This window comes from Methylobacterium sp. J-118 (genome assembly GCF_057836565.1).
In genome coordinates this window covers 463687-478204 of sequence record NZ_JBYQFA010000001.1, presented here as the reverse complement: position 1 = coordinate 478204, position 14518 = coordinate 463687, and the positions used below count along the sequence as shown (strand labels likewise).

The 14518-nt window shown below is 70.6% G+C and carries 12 protein-coding genes; 6 read left to right on the top strand and 6 right to left on the bottom strand.

Annotation, left to right across the window (positions count from 1 at the left end):
- Nucleotides 1–14: 14 nt before the first annotated feature.
- From phaC to AC3IF3_RS02235, 4 genes are all read right to left on the bottom strand, one after another.
- Nucleotides 15–1145 carry a class III poly(R)-hydroxyalkanoic acid synthase subunit PhaC gene (phaC, locus tag AC3IF3_RS02250; RefSeq protein ID WP_243973582.1) on the bottom strand — a complete coding sequence of 377 codons (1131 nt, stop codon included), beginning with the start codon at nucleotides 1143–1145 and terminating at the stop codon, nucleotides 15–17.
- Complete coding sequence (locus AC3IF3_RS02245; RefSeq protein ID WP_243973583.1) at nucleotides 1138–1974, bottom strand: poly(R)-hydroxyalkanoic acid synthase subunit PhaE; 837 nt, start codon at nucleotides 1972–1974, stop codon at nucleotides 1138–1140. Before AC3IF3_RS02245 ends, phaC begins: the two co-directional genes overlap by 8 nt.
- Nucleotides 1975–2181: 207 nt before the next feature.
- Nucleotides 2182–3357, bottom strand: coding sequence for an iron-containing alcohol dehydrogenase (locus AC3IF3_RS02240; RefSeq protein WP_489227075.1), 1176 nt, complete (start codon nucleotides 3355–3357; stop codon nucleotides 2182–2184).
- A gap of 41 nt (nucleotides 3358–3398) precedes the next feature.
- Nucleotides 3399–5051 (bottom strand): acetolactate synthase large subunit, encoded by a 1653-nt coding sequence (locus AC3IF3_RS02235; protein ID WP_243973585.1) that lies wholly within the window; start codon nucleotides 5049–5051, stop codon nucleotides 3399–3401.
- 325 nt (nucleotides 5052–5376) lie between these two features.
- Between AC3IF3_RS02235 and AC3IF3_RS02230 the strand changes: the two genes are divergently transcribed.
- Nucleotides 5377–6792, top strand: a complete 1416-nt coding sequence (locus AC3IF3_RS02230) for a DUF2252 domain-containing protein (RefSeq protein WP_489227073.1) — start codon at nucleotides 5377–5379, stop codon at nucleotides 6790–6792.
- A 9-nt stretch (nucleotides 6793–6801) separates the two neighbouring features.
- Here the strand turns inward: AC3IF3_RS02230 and AC3IF3_RS02225 are convergent, their stop codons facing one another.
- Together AC3IF3_RS02225 and AC3IF3_RS02220 are read right to left on the bottom strand one after the other, a co-directional pair.
- Nucleotides 6802–7740 carry a LysR family transcriptional regulator gene (locus AC3IF3_RS02225; protein WP_489227071.1) on the bottom strand — a complete coding sequence of 313 codons (939 nt, stop codon included), beginning with the start codon at nucleotides 7738–7740 and terminating at the stop codon, nucleotides 6802–6804.
- Between the two features lie 170 nt (nucleotides 7741–7910).
- The gene (locus AC3IF3_RS02220) at nucleotides 7911–9554 is read right to left on the bottom strand and encodes an FAD-dependent oxidoreductase (protein ID WP_243973588.1); all 1644 of its coding nucleotides are present in this window, start codon (nucleotides 9552–9554) and stop codon (nucleotides 7911–7913) included.
- 181 nt (nucleotides 9555–9735) lie between these two features.
- On the opposite strand from AC3IF3_RS02220, the gene AC3IF3_RS02215 reads away from it, so the two are divergent.
- The 5 genes from AC3IF3_RS02215 (at nucleotide 9736) to AC3IF3_RS02195 (ending at nucleotide 14375) form a co-directional block, all read left to right on the top strand.
- Nucleotides 9736–11766 (top strand): ATP-binding protein, encoded by a 2031-nt coding sequence (locus tag AC3IF3_RS02215; protein WP_489227069.1) that lies wholly within the window; start codon nucleotides 9736–9738, stop codon nucleotides 11764–11766.
- 47 nt (nucleotides 11767–11813) lie between these two features.
- Nucleotides 11814–12095, top strand: a complete 282-nt coding sequence (locus AC3IF3_RS02210; protein ID WP_243973590.1) for a hypothetical protein — start codon at nucleotides 11814–11816, stop codon at nucleotides 12093–12095.
- Nucleotides 12092–12943, top strand: coding sequence for a tRNA glutamyl-Q(34) synthetase GluQRS (gene gluQRS / locus AC3IF3_RS02205; protein WP_489227068.1), 852 nt, complete (start codon nucleotides 12092–12094; stop codon nucleotides 12941–12943). The genes AC3IF3_RS02210 and gluQRS overlap by 4 nt, the downstream gene beginning before the upstream one ends.
- 157 nt (nucleotides 12944–13100) lie before the next feature.
- Complete coding sequence (locus AC3IF3_RS02200; protein WP_243973592.1) at nucleotides 13101–13724, top strand: cell wall anchor protein; 624 nt, start codon at nucleotides 13101–13103, stop codon at nucleotides 13722–13724.
- A 72-nt stretch (nucleotides 13725–13796) separates the two neighbouring features.
- Nucleotides 13797–14375, top strand: a complete 579-nt coding sequence (locus AC3IF3_RS02195) for an NADPH-dependent FMN reductase (protein WP_489227065.1) — start codon at nucleotides 13797–13799, stop codon at nucleotides 14373–14375.
- Nucleotides 14376–14518: the final 143 nt, after the last annotated feature.

The following is a 14518-nucleotide window of genomic DNA, read 5'->3' as shown; positions in this document are numbered from 1 at the left end:
GTGGCGCGATCATCCTATCCCCGCTCGCCCAGCCACTCGGCGATGCCCGACCCCAGCAACTTCTGCGCCTTGCCGCCGACGAAGACGCCGACATGGCCGCCGGGCAGGCCCATCTCGGTATAGTCGTCCGTGCCGATCTGATCCTTCAGCGCCTGCGAGGTGGCCGGCGGGATGATGTGGTCGTCCTGGGCGAAGACGTTCAGCACCGGGCAGGTGATGGCCTTCAGGTCCACCGTCCTGCCACCGAGCTCGAAGGCGCTCCGGACGAGCTTGTTGTCCTGGTAGAGGTCCTTCAGCCACTGCTTGGCGGCCTCGCCGGGATGGTCCGGACGGTCGGCGATCCACTTCTCCATGCGCAGGAAGTTCAGGAACTTCTTCTTGTCGTCCAGGGCGTCGAGCAGGTCGAGGTTGTACTTCGTCATGGTGCGCATCGGCGTCATCATCGAGAAGACCGAGCCCATGAACGACCCGGGCAGTGAGCCCTGCGCCTCGATCAGCCGGTCGATATCCTCGGGGGTGAGCGACCGCATCCAGACGTTGATGAAGCCGTGGCCGGCCCGCTCGTCCCGGACATCGGCGTGGAAGTCGATCGGCGTGATGGTCAGCACCATCGCGTTGACGGTCTCGGGGTAGAGCGCCGCGTAGCAGGTGGTGAAGACCCCGCCCTCGCAGATGCCGAGCAGGCTGATCCGCTCGCGCCCGGCCGCCTCCTGGATGAAGGCGACGCACTCGGCGAGGTAGCCGTCCACGTAATCGTCGATGGTGACGTAGCGGTCGGCCCGGCCCGGATTGCCCCAATCGACCACGTAGAGGTCGAGGCCGAGGTTCAGGAGGTTGCGGACCAGCGACCGGTCCTCCTGCAGGTCGGCCATCGTGTAGCGGCCGATCAGCCCGTAGACGATCAGCACCGGCGGCAGGCCTCGGCGCTGCGCGAGCGGCCGGTAGCGGTAGAGCCGGACCTTGTCCTGGCTCCAGACCAGATCCTTGGGCGTGGTGGCGATCTCCACGTCCGCGTCGCGCACCTCCGCGAACAGCTTGGCGCCCGCGCTGATGCGCTGGCCGAGGGCGCCGACCTCGGCCAGCATCTCGGCGGGGGAGAGGGCGAGCGGCACCGCCGGGCCCGTCGGACCGTCCCTGTCAGCCATGATGCATCTCCCCGTTGGCCGCGGCCCCGCCGCCGCGGGCCGGCCGCGCCGCCGCCATCCGGCGTTCCCGGCGCAGGGCCCGCACCTCTCGGCGCAGTTCGGTGAGGCTCCTGTGCACGTCGTCGAGTTCGGCCCGGGTCGGTTGGCCGTAGAAGTCCGCCAGGAAGGCGGCCAGATCCTGCTGCGCGAGGCGCAGATCGGTCGAGGCCTTGAGCACGGCGCGCTGCGAGGCCAGGAATTTCTCCGAGCGCTGGACCTCGAGCAGGATCGCGTTGGCGGTCTCGACCCAGCGCGTCACCATCGCCCGGGCGGAGGCGAAGCCCTCGCCGCGTTCGGCACGGGCGTTGGCCTCCTGGGCGAAGGTACCGGCAGCCCGCGTCCAGGCGTCGAGCATCACGGCCTGATGCTCGCCCTGCGTCCGGCGCAGAGCCGCCCAGGCGGTGAACACGGCCCCGTAGCGCCGTTCCGTCTGCCACAGGTCGGCGAGCTGCGGGCCCTCGGCCATGCGGGTCAGCGCCGCGTCGAACTCGGCCGAGCCGCCGAGCCAGGCCTGCGGATCGAAGATCCGGGCGAGCACCGCCCCGGCGGTCGGGTCCGGCGCGCCGGGGCCGCCCTGCAACGACTCGGCCAGGGTCTGCGACAGGGCGGTGGCGGCGGTCCAAGCCTCGGTCAGCTTGGCCTGCGCGGCGGCGAGGCCGGCGAGATCCCCCTCCGGCAAGACCGGCCAGCCGGAGCCGGGCGCGGCCTGGCCGGCGCTCCCCGACAGGAATCCCAAACCGGTACGGGTCCAGAACTCGCCCATCGCCCGGAACGCGTCGAACTGATCCATGCTGGCGTTCCCTCCCGGTCTTTTTGGGCTTCGCGTATTCGCGAAGCCTGTCGTCAGCTTACAGACTCGATCGCATGACCCGCCTCTTCCCTCCCCCCTCTGCGGGGGAGGGAAGGCGCGCGTGGGTTGGTCGTCGGTCTCATCCGTCGATGTGCAAATCCGCAAGGGATGAGGTGGATGGCGGGACATCGCACGCCACCCGCACCCTCACGCCGCCGGTCGTGTCTCTCCCAGCGCCTCGGCGTAGATCGCGAAGGCGTCGTCGTAGGTGACCTCCCGCGGGTTGTTCACGAGAAGCCGCGTCTGCTTCATCGCGTCGGCGGCCATGCGCTCCAGATCCTGGCGGGCGACGCCGACCTCGGCGAGCGAGGCCGGCACCTTGCAGTCGCGGCAGATCGCGTCGAGGCAGTCCACGAAGCGGGCGGCGGCCTGGGCCGGCGGCAGGTCCGCGGCCGCGGGATCGAGGATCGGCGCGAGTTCCGCGTAGAGCGCCTCCGCGTGGGAGAGGTTGAAGCGCATCACCCCCATCAGCACCAGGGCGTTCGAGAGGCCGTGGGGCACGTGGAAAAGCGCGCCGACCGGGTAGGCCAGGGCGTGCACCGCCGCCACGGGGGCGTTGGCGAAGGCCATGCCGGCCAGCATCGAGCCGAGCAGCATGCCGGAGCGCGCCTCGAGGTTCCTGCCGTCCGTGCAGGCCGTGCGGATGTTGGCCGAGAGCAGCGCCAGCGCCTGCTTGGCGAGCTGGTCGGAGATCGGGTTCTTCCTGTTCTTGCTGGTGAAGGCCTCGATGGCGTGGACCATGGCGTCGATGCCGGTGGCCGCCGTGACGTGGGCCGGCAGGCCCAGGGTCAGCTCGGGATCGAGCACCGCCCAGTCGGGCAGGAGTTTGGGTGCGACGACGCCCTTCTTCTCAGTGGTGGGCGTCGTGACGATCGAGATCGGCGTCACCTCCGAGCCGGTGCCGGCCGTGGTCGGCACGAGGATCAGCGGCAGCCGGTCGCCCTTGGCGAGACCGACGCCGTAGATCGAATCGAGCGACTCGTCGGACTTCGCGAGATAGGCCACGAGCTTGGCGGTATCGAGCGCCGAGCCGCCGCCGATCGACAGGACGAGATCGGTCCCGAGTTCCCGGGCACGCTTGGCCGCCGCCTCGATCACCGTGGAGGGCGGGTCAGCCACCACGTCCTCGTACACGTCGAGGGTGACGCCGGCCTCCGCCAGCGCCGCTTCGGCGGCCCGCGTCAGCCCGGCGCTGCGCACGCCCTTGTCGGTGACCAGCAGGACGCGCTTGGCGCCGAAGCTGCCGACGATCTCCGGCAGCTTCCTGGAGGCGCCGGCCTCGAACAGCACGTTCGGTGTGGTCTGGAAGGTGAACGGGTTCATCGCACAGCCCTGTCTTTGCCGACCGATCCGCGACGCCGAACTCACTCGGCGGGTTCGAAGTCCTTCACCTTGGCGCGCAGCTCGTCGACCAGCACCCGGGTGTTCTCGGAATAGTCGATCGGCACCGCCACGAGGTGGACGCCGCCCGCCGCGAAGGCGCGGTCGAGGGTCGGCACGAGGTCGTTGACCGTTTCCACCCGGTGGCCGCTGGCCCCGTACGACTGGGCGTAGAGGACGAAATCCGGGTTGTTGAAGGTCATGCCGTAATCGGCGAACTTGTCGACCGCCTGCTTCCAGCGGATCATCCCGTAGGCCGAGTCGTCGAGCACCAGCACGACGAGGTTGAGCTTGAGCCGAACCGCGGTCTCCAGCTCCTGGCTGTTCATCATGAACCCGCCGTCGCCGCACACCGCCATCACGCGGCGGTTGGGGTAGAGCATCGCCGCCATCATGGCGGAGGGCAGGCCCGCGCCCATCGTGGCGAGCGCATTGTCGAGGAGCAGCGTGTTGGCGACGTAGGTGCGGTAGTTCCGCGCGAACCAGATCTTGTACATCCCGTTGTCGAGGCAGACGATGCCGTCCTCCGGGATCACCCGGCGCACGTCGCGCACGAGGCGCTGCGGCGTCACCGGGAAGCGGTCCTCGCCGGCCCGGTCGGCGATGTGGCTGAGGATGTGCTCGCGCAGGTGCAGCAGCGCGCCGGCGTTGGGGAGCTTCCCGTCCAGCCTGTCGGCCAGCAGCTTCAGCGTCGGCCCGAGGTCGCCGACCACCTCGGCATCGGGGAAGTACACCTGCTCGACGTTGGCCGGCATGTAGCCGATGTGGAGGACCTTCTGGTCCGCCTGTCCCATGAAGAACGGCGGCTTCTCCACCGTGTCGTGGCCGATGGCGATGATCAGGTCGGCCCGGTCGATCGCCTCGTGCACGTAGTCGCGCTCCGACAGCGCCGCGGTGCCCATATAGAGGTTGGTGCCGCTCGCGACGGTGCCCTTGCCCATCTGGGTGGTGAAGAACGGGATCTGGGTGCGCTGCACGAAGCCGCCGAGTTCGCCGGTGGCGCGCGGGCGGCTCGCGGCGGCACCCAGCATGATCAGCGGCCGTTCGGCCTTCAGGATCATGGCGGCGGCGCGCTCGATGGCGGCCGGATGGGCGACCGGGATGTCGATCGGGTGCGAGGGCACGAGGTCGGCTTCGGCCTTCTCGGCGGCGATGTCCTCAGGCAGTTCCAGAAGCACCGGGCCCGGCCGCTCCTCGGTGGCGACCCGGAACGCGTCGCGCACGATGGTGGGGATCGAGGAGGCGGAGACGATCTGCCGGGCCATCTTGGTGATCGGCTTCATGGAGCTGATCACGTCGACGATCTGGAACCGCGCCTGGCGGGACGACAGGATGCCCTTCTGGCCGGTGATGATGATCATCGGCATCGCGCCGAGATACGCGTAGGCCGCGCCGGTGGAGAAGTTCAGCGCCCCCGGGCCGAGGGTCGACAGGCAGACCCCGGGCCGGCCGGTGAGGCGGCCGTGGGTCGCCGCCATGAAGCTCGCCGCCTGCTCGTGGCGGGTCAGGACCAGCTCAATCTTGGAGTTGCGCAGGGATTCGACGACGTCGAGATTCTCTTCGCCGGGGATGCCGAAGATGCGGTCGACACCCTCGTTCTCGAGGGCCGCGACGAGGAGATCTGAACCCTTGGGCATGCGAAGTCCCGCTGCTGCATCGGCGTGCCTGCGGCGCCCGGACCGTCCCGGCCAGCGCGTCGCACCGTCCCGGCGGAGGAAGCCCGTCCGAGGCGTCGGTCGGTTAGAGTGCCGCCACCGGAAGTGGTCAAGGCCGGTCCGGGCCTTAACCGTCACAAGGGTGCGTCGATGCTATCCTCCGGAGACTCGGCGAGGCCCGGAACGGCGTCGCACGGTCAAGGTTGACCTCCGCTTAGGGAATTATGAATTCATGGATCGGGCGACCAGCGAACGGGTAGAATCGGCGGATGCCGCGCCGCAATCGTCGGCGCCGGAGACGGATCCGGTGCTGGCACCGATCGCGGATTTCCCGCGCATCGACCTCCGCACCGGGGTCGAATCCTGGGACAAGCGCCGTCACGCGGGCAAGCGGCTGCGGGCGGAGGTTCCCTTCGCGGCGCAGGGCACCTTCGGGTCCGATCCCGAGCGCCCCGATCCGGTCGCCCTGATCGAGGGGGCCCATCGCGGGCGGCAGCCGCACCTGATCCCGCTGCGGGTCGCCCGCATGGCGACGTCGCCCTTCGCGTTCCTCCGGGGGGCCGCCCATGTCATGGCCTACGACCTGTCGCGCGGGCCGCGCAGCGGCATCGACGTGGTGATGAACGGAGATGCCCACACCGACAATTTCGGCCTGTTCGGCACGCCCCAGCGCGACATCGTCCTCGACCTCAACGATTTCGACGAGGTCACGATCGGCCCGTGGGAATGGGATCTGAAGCGCCTCGCCGCCGGCCTGACGGTCGCCACCGCGGATGCCGGTGCGCCCGCCACCGCGCGCCGCGAAGCCGTCATGGAGGCGGTCGCCGGCTATCAGCAGACGATGCGCCGGCTGGCGCCCCAGGGCTCCCTGGAGGTCTGGTACCAGACGACGCGGGCCGACACGCCCCACCTCGCCGGCCTGCGGCTCGACGCCGAAGCCCGGGCCATGGTCCGGCGGGCGGTGGACAAGGCGCGGCGGCGGAACAACCGCAGCCTCCTCGCCCAGGTGGCCGAGCGGCGCACCGACGGGAGTTGGCGCCTGCAATCGGATGCGCCGATCCTCACGCCGGTGGACGACGCCACGCGGGAGGACATCGTCACCGGGTTGGAGCGCTACGCCGAGACCCTCCCGCGCGAGCGGCGCTTCATGCTCGACCGCTATCACGTGGTCGATGTCGCCCACCGGGTCGTGGGCGTCGGCAGCGTCGGGACCCGGGCCTATCTCGCCCTGCTGTTCGGCAATTCCGACGCGGACGCGCTCTTCCTCCAGGTCAAGGAGGCGCTTACCCCCGCGCATGCCCCCTACCTGCCGGGCATGCCGGCCCCCTATGCTGACCACCAGGGCGAACGGGTGATCTACGGCCAGCGGCTGTTGCAGGCGGTGGGCGATCCGCTGCTCGGCTGGACCAGCATCGCGGGCCGCCCGTTCTACGTGCGCCAGATGAAGAACCTGAAGGGCGCGATCCCGATCGCCCGGATGTCGGGCGCCTCACTCCTGACCTTCTCCTACGCCTACGGGGCGCTCCTCGCCCGCGCCCATGCCCGGACCGGGGACGCGGCGGCGATCACCGGCTATTGCGGCAGCGGCAAGAACACCGAACTCGCCGCCGCCATCGCCGACTGGGCGGCGGCCTACGCCGAGCGCAACGCCGCCGATTTCGCCCTGTTCCGCGACGCGATCGCGGGCGATCGCCTGGAGGCCGCGGAGGATCCCTGCCTGTGAGGCAGGCCGTCAGATCATGCCGGGCGGCGGCGGCACGTGGGCGAGCTTCACCAGCTGGTCCCGGAGCCAGCGGTGGGCCGGATCGCGGTCGTAGGAGGCGTGCCAGAGCATCGTCACGGCCACGTCGTCCAGCGCCACCGGGACCGGGCTGACGCTCAGCGCCAGGGCGCTGGCGAAGGAGGTGGCGAGCCGCGCGTGCATCGTGGCGATCACCGGGGCGGCCCGCACCAGGAACGGCACGACCAGGAAGCGGGGCGTGGTCACGGCCAGCGTGCGGGTCCGGCCGATCAGGGCGAGGGCATCGTCCACCACCCCGTGTGCGGTCTCGCGCAGGGAGGTCAGGACGTGGGGGAAGCGCAGGTATTCCTCGAGGTCGATCGGCGGCTGGAGGCCGATCAGGTCGGTGTTGAACAGGACGACGTAGCTGTCCCGGTAGAGCAGCCGCTGCTTGTGGTGGATCTGTCCCTCGGAGAAAAACCCGATGGCGATATCGACCCGATCGGCATCGAGTTCATCGAGGATGCGAGCCTGCTCGACGGAGCGCAGGAGCAGCCGGATCCCGGGCGCCTCCTGGCGGAGCTGGGCGATGAGCCGCGGCCCGAGCAGCACCTCGACGCTGTCGGGCAGGCTGACCGTGAACGTGCGCGCGACCGTGGCCGGATCGAAGCGCTCCTCCCGATGCACCAGCGCCTGCACCTGCCGGAGGGTGGCGCGCAGGGGCTCGGCGATCTTGAGGGCCCGCGGCGTCGGCCGCATCCCGTCCGGCGCGCGGGTGAGGAGCTCGTCGTCGAACAGGCGCCGGAGGCGGGCGAGGCTCGAACTCATCGCCGACTGGCCGACCCCCACCCGGGCGGCCGCCCGGGTGACGCTGCGCTCGTCGAGCAGCGCGTCCAGGGCGACCAGCAGGTTCAGGTCAATCCGGCTGAGATCGATATGGTCGATGGCCATGGGCGTCTCGATCGGTTGGTGCCACCGCCGAGCTATAGCAACATCCGCTACCGCATCATCCCGAAAGGTGGTTTCCGGCTTTCGGCAAAAGGTGATGCCGAATCAGAGACCTAGCGCATCGTCCTGACTCTGATATCCAGGCCGGTGCGCCAGGCTTTGGCCCGCCCCGGTCAGGCCGGCAGCGGCTCGCGCGGCTCGGTGTAGTCGTAGAGGCGGGGCGGCGGAATTTGGTCCCGGGCGCCCATCCGCGCGACGAGGTGATCGGCCACCCGCAATGCGTTGGCGACGATCGTGAGCGTCGGGTTCACCGCCCCGATCGACGGGAAGAAGCTCGCGTCGGTGACGTAGAGGTTGTCGAGCTGGTGCGCCTTGCAGTGCCGGTCGAGGACCGAGGTGGCCGGATCGTCGCCGAACCGCAGGGTCCCGGCCTGGTGGGCGGTCCCGCCGATCGGCACGTTCTTGCCGAGATAGAGCGAGCGGTCGAACAGGTGCGGGTGGATGTCGGTGAAGCTGCAGATCTCCCGCAGCTTGTGCCGCAGCCGCTTGTGCGCCGCTGCGTTCGTCTCGGTGAGGTCGAGATGGACCTTGCCGTCCTTGTAGTAGACCCGGTTCTGCGCCAGCGGGATGTCCTCCGAGGTCAGCCAGAAATCCACGGAGTGTTTTGCGATCCAGTCGAACGGCTTGTCGGGGAACCACTGGAGAAAGCCGGGCAGGCCCTCGCCGTGGATCTGGGCCCCGTCTGACTTGCCGACCATCTGGATGTGGCCGAGCGGGAAATCCCAGCCGTCCTTCGGGTCGGGGTCGCCGAAGTAGAAGTCGTTGACCCCGAGGGTCTTCTGGAACCGGGTCGGGTTCGGCGTCTTCGAGATCGCCAGAACGGTCGAGTTGTTGTGGCGCATGTAGTTGCGCCCGACCTGATCGGACCCGTTGGCGAGGCCGTTCGGGTGCTGCCCGCTGGCCGAGCGCAGCAGCAGCAGCGCCGACGACAGGGCGCCGCAGGCCACCACCACGAGGTCCGCCGAGGCCTCGAAGGGCGCCCCGTCGCGGTTCCCGACGACGCCGGTGACGGTGCGCCCGGCCGGATCGGTGACGAGGCGCTCGATGTAGGTCCGGGTGAGGAGCGTCAGGTTCGGGCAGTCCCGCAGGGCGGGATCGACCACCATGGTCTGGGCGTCAGACTTGCCGTTCGTAGGGCAGGGAAAGCCGTCGAAGGACTCGCACTTGATGCAGGGGGAGGTCGGGACGGCCCGGCCATCCTTCTCGACGAGGCGCACGCCCACCGGCAGGTGGAACGGGTGGTGGCCGGCCCGCTTCAGATTGTCATACAGCTCCTGAATCCGCGGTTCGTTCGCCACCGGCGGATGGGCGTAGGGCTTCTTCGACCACGGCTCGGTCGGATCCTCGCCGCGCTGGCCGTGGACGTGGAACAGCTCCTCGGCGGCCTGGTAGTAGGGCTCGAACTCGTCGTAGCCCACGGGCCAGGCCGGCGCGATCCCGTCCTCGTGGCGGATCGCGCCGAAATCCCGCTCCCGCAAACGGAACAGGATCGAGCCGTAGAATTTCGAGTTCCCCCCGACGTAATAGTGGAGCCCCGGGTGGAAGCTGCTGCCGTCGGAGGAGTACCAGGTCTCCTTGGTCTGGTAGTAGCCGTCGACGATCACCGCCTGGCTGTCCCAGTTCCGCGGCTCGCGCAGCAGGTAGTCGCCGCGCTCGATCAGCAGGATGCGCTTGCCGGTCTGGGCCAGACGCCACGCCATCGTGCCGCCCCCGGGACCGGATCCGACGATGATGACGTCGTAATGCTCGCCGGGCATAGGTGTCTCCATCCGGGCCGTAATCCTGGCAGGCAACTCCCGGGGCGCCGTTCGGATCGCGGTGCGGCGAACATTTCAGGTCGCAGCGTTCGGCAACCGGCGGTTAAGGGCCTTTCCCAACGACGCCTTCAGCTTCGCCTGCGATCCTGCGGCGGACCGGCCTCCTGCCGGGGAGGCATCGATGGTCGTCGAGGACATCGCGCTGGTGCTGGCGCTCCTGGTCGCGGCGGCGCTGGCGTTCGACCGCTGGCGGGCGCGGCGGGTCGGACCGGACGAGGCCGAGCGGCTGCACGACCGCCTGTGGCGGATCAGCGAGAGCGAGGACCGCTACCGGGCCCTGGTCGCCGCCACCACGGAGGTGATCGTCCAGCGCGATGCCAGGGGCCGCATCACCTACGCCAACGACGATTACGCGCGCCTGCTCGGACGCGCGCCGATCGAACTGCTCGGCGCGCAGATCGACCTGGAGATCCTGGAGCGCGACGCCGTCGAGATCGGGGCGGATGGCGTGCGTCGCCTCGAGGCGCAGGTCCGCTCGGTCGACGGGCGCGTGCGCTGGTTCGCCTTCGTGGAGATGCCGGTGGCGCATGGCGACGCGACGCACTGGCTGCAGGCGGGCCGGGACGTGACCGCCCGGGTCGAGGCGATCCGCAGCCGCGACGCGGCCCTGGAGCGGGCCGAATCGGCGAGCGTCGCGAAATCCCGGTTCCTGGCGACGGTGAGCCATGAGATGCGCACGCCCCTCAACGGCATCCTGGGGATGGCCGACCTCGTCCTCGGGACCGCGCTCGATCCGGAGCAGCGTACCTACGTGGAGGCCGTCCGCACCAGCGGCGGGGCGCTGCTCGGCCTGATCGACGGTGTCCTCGACTTCTCGCGGATCGAGGCGGGGCGCCTGGACCTCGCCGCCGAACCGTTCAGTCTGCCCGCGATCGCCGAAGGCGTCGTCGAGCTCCTCGCGCCCCGGGCCCAGGACAAGGGGATCGAGATCGCCCTCGACGTGGCGGAAGAGTTCCCCGCGAGCCTCGTGGGCGATGCCGACCGGGTGCGGCAGATCCTCATCAACCTCGCGGGCAACGCCATCAAGTTCACCGAGCGCGGCGGCGTCGGTGTCAGCCTGACCTTCGAGCGGGCGGAGACCGGACCGGGGGAAGTGGTGGTCGCCGTGGCGGATACCGGCCCGGGCATCCCGGAGGAGCGCCTGCCCGTCCTGTTCGAGGAGTTCGAGCAGGGGGACGGCAGCGCCAGCCGCAGCCACGAGGGCACCGGACTGGGGCTGGCCATCACCCGGCGGCTGGTGACCCGGATGGGCGGCCGGATCGACGCGGCCTCGCGCCTCGGGCGGGGCACGACCTTCCGGGTCGCGCTGCCGCTGCCGGAGCTGGTCGCGGTCGCGCGGTCCGGCCCCGATCCGCTGCCGCGCCTGGACGGCCGCCGGTGCCTTATCGTGGCCGATTCGCCATTCCAGGCGCCCTACCTCGCCCGCTGCCTGTCCCGGGCCGGTGCCGCGACGGTGATCGTGGACACGCGCGACGCCGGCCTCGACGCCCTGTCGGGGGCGGCCTTCGACGTCATGCTGGCGGATCGGGCCCTGGGGGACGCGGCCGTGCGGCAGCTCGCCGATGCGGCGCGCGCCTGCGGCGTGCCCTGCAGCCTCGTCCTGCTCTCGCCCTTCGACCGGCGCGGGTTCGGCGCCCCGGGCGCGGCCGGGTTCGACGGCTATCTGATCAAGCCGGTTCGGGACCGGTCCCTGTTCGAGCGCCTGTTGGCACCGACCGGCCCGTCCGAAGCGCCCGCAATCCCGCAAGCGGCCGCACCGCGAGCCGGCGCCGGGATGCGCGTCCTCCTGGCCGAGGACAACCCGATCAACGCCCTGCTGGCGACCCGCGCCCTGGAGCGCCTCGGCGCCGAGGTCGTCCACGCGCCGGACGGCCTCGCGGCGCTGGAGCAGCTCGATGCGAACGGCCCCTTCGACCTCGCCCTGATCGACGTGCGCATGCCGCGGCTCGACGGACACGAGACCGCCCGCCGGATCCGCGCCGCCGAATCGGTTGGCACCGGCCGCCTCCATCTCGTCGCGCTCACGGCCAATGTCGGCCGGGACGACGAGGCCGCCGCCCGGGCGGCCGGCTTCGACGGCTTCCTGGCCAAGCCCCTGAACCTGAAGCTCCTGCCGGCGCTTCTGGAGCGCCGGTCCGCGCGGGCGGCCTGACCGCACCCGCGTTGACAGGCCGGCCCCTCCCACGCCAACAGGACGCCATGTCGTCAGCCGCTCCCTCGTCGTCCGAACCGCGCTCGTCGAGCGGCGTGCTCGCCGCCTGGGGAACCGTGGCGCTCGTCGTCGCGACCGTTCTCCTGGGCGCGTTGCTGCCGGCCCGCCACGGGGCGGCCCCGCGGCCGGTCGCCGAGGATCCGGCCTGCCTCGAATGGAGCGACGGCTGCCGGGTCTGCCAGCGCCTCGCCGAGGGACCGGCCTGCTCGCTCCCGGGCATCGCCTGCCAGCCCGGCGTGCCGCACTGCCTGCGCCGCGGCGACGGGTGAGTTCGGGGGCGCCGGTCCTCCGCTTCGCGCCGAGCCCGAACGGGCGGCTCCATCTCGGCCACGCCTATTCGGCCCTGCTCAATGCCGACCTCGCCGACCGGATGGGCGGCCTCTGCCGCCTGCGAATCGAGGACATCGATCCCCAGCGCTCGAAGCCCGCTCTGATCGACGCGATCGTCGCGGACCTGGCCTGGCTCGGCCTGACCTATCCCGAGCCGGTGCGGCACCAATCCGCCAACATGGACGCCTACCGCGTCGCCCGCGACGGCCTGATCGACCGCGGCCTCGCCTATCCCTGCTTCTGTTCCCGCGCGCAGATCCGGGCAGGCGCCGGGACTGCCTGCGATCCGGACGGCGTGCCGCTCTATCCCGGCACGTGCCGCGGCCTCGACCCGGCGGTCGCGGCGGAGCATCGCGCCCGGGATTGGCCGCATACCTGGCGCCTCGACATGGCGGCGGCCCTGCGCCAGGCCGGCGCGACGCACGGATACGTCGCCTTCGACGCGACCGGTGCGCGCCCCGTCGCCGCCGATCCCGCCCGGTGGGGCGACGTGGTGATCGCCCGTCGCGACGTCCCGACGAGCTACCACCTCGCCGTGGTCCACGACGACGCGCGGGAAGAGATCACCCACGTGGTCCGCGGCCGCGACCTGGAGGCGGCCACCGACCTCCACGTGCTCCTCCAGAGGCTGCTCGGCCTGCCGACCCCGCGCTATCGGCACCATGCGCTGCTCCGCGACGCCGGCGGCGAGAAGCTCGCCAAGTCGCGGGGCTCGCAGTCGCTGGCCGATCTGCGGCAGACCGGTGTGACACCCGCACAGATCCGCGCGCGGCTCGGGTTCTCCTAGCGCTCCGTCAGGATCGATGGGGGTCGTTCGAGCCGGCAGAATTTGCCGCGCTGCCGATCCTGCCCGCATAGCGCGCAGGCGCGCCCTTGATATCATTGGAAAAATTCTGGAACGCACCGTGCCTCACCTGACGGCAGGAAGGTCGTGAGGGCTTGTCATGTCGGTGAACGCGGTATCAGGCACATCTCTCAAGCAGGATCTCGTCAGCGCCCTGCGCCAGGCACGTGCCGCCGGCGCCCAGCAGGTCGATGCCAGCGGATTCAGCACGGCGAGCCAGGATGCCGGCACGACGCAGGGCACCGGCAGCGCCACGCAGACGAGCACCGCGGCCTCGACGCCGGCCATGTCCAGCGACCTGATGGCGTCGCTCCTGCAGCTGCAATCCGATTTCAGCCAGATGGGGCTCCAGACCGGGGTCACGTCCTCGGCGGACACCGGCGACGCGTCCAGCACCACGGCGACATCCGGCACCACTGCGACATCCGGCACGGCTGATGCCAGCCAGGCCTCGAGCGGCGCGGCCCCCGTCCACCACCATCACGGCCACCATGCCCCGCCGCCGGACGACTCGGATGACGCGCAGGTCGGGCAATCCGGCACCGCCACGGACGCGACCTCGACCTCTGCCTCCGCTTCGGCCACCGGATCCTCCGCGAGCATGGAATCCGGGGACGGGCTGCAATCCCTGCTGACGCAGGTGACGAAGGCCATCGCCGCCTACGCCACGGGCGGTCCCATCGGTATCGCGGCCGCCGCGCTGACGACTTCATCGAAGGCCTGAGCCGCCCTCCGGCAGGCGCCGCCTGGAGCGGCGGGCCGTCCTCTGGCATGATCGATCCGACCGGAGGTTGTCATGTCCCTCACCGTGCCCGTGATCCTCGGCAGCGTCCGGAGCGACCGCATCGGCATCCGCGCCGCCCGTTTCCTGACGGCGCGGCTGGAAGCGCGCGGGCATGAAGCTCCACTGGTCGACCCGGCCGAGCTGAAGCTTCCGCTGCTTGACCGGATGTACAAGGAGTATCCGGCCGGCACCGCTCCCGAACCGCTCGAACGGCTGGCCGCGCTCTATCGGCGGTCCGACGCCTTCCTGGTGGTCACCGCCGAGTACAATCACAGCGTTCCGCCGGCGCTCTCGAATACGCTGGACTATTTCCTCGAAGAGTATTTCTGGCGGCCGTCGGCGATCTGCTGCTACTCGGCCGGCCAGTTCGGCGGCGTCCGCGCGGCGATGCCGCTCCGGGCGATGCTCGCCGAGATGGGCATGCCCAGCATCCCCTCGCTCCTTCCCATCCCCCGGCTCCAGACGGCGATCGACCCCGAGGGTACACCCACCGCGCCGTGGCTCGACACGTCCGCCGTGCGGTTTCTCGACGAGTTGGCGTGGTATGCCGAGGCCCTTCGCGAGCGGCGCCTGCGCGGGACGCCGTACTGAGCCAGAGACGCCGCGACGGCCCCGTACGACGGGCCCGCATGCTCTCTTCTGAGGATCTTACGGTCAGGTGGCCGCTCGCCCAGATCCGGGCCGGCTCGAGACTGTATTTTGCTGTTGCAAAAAAGTGGCTGCACGATCCGGGG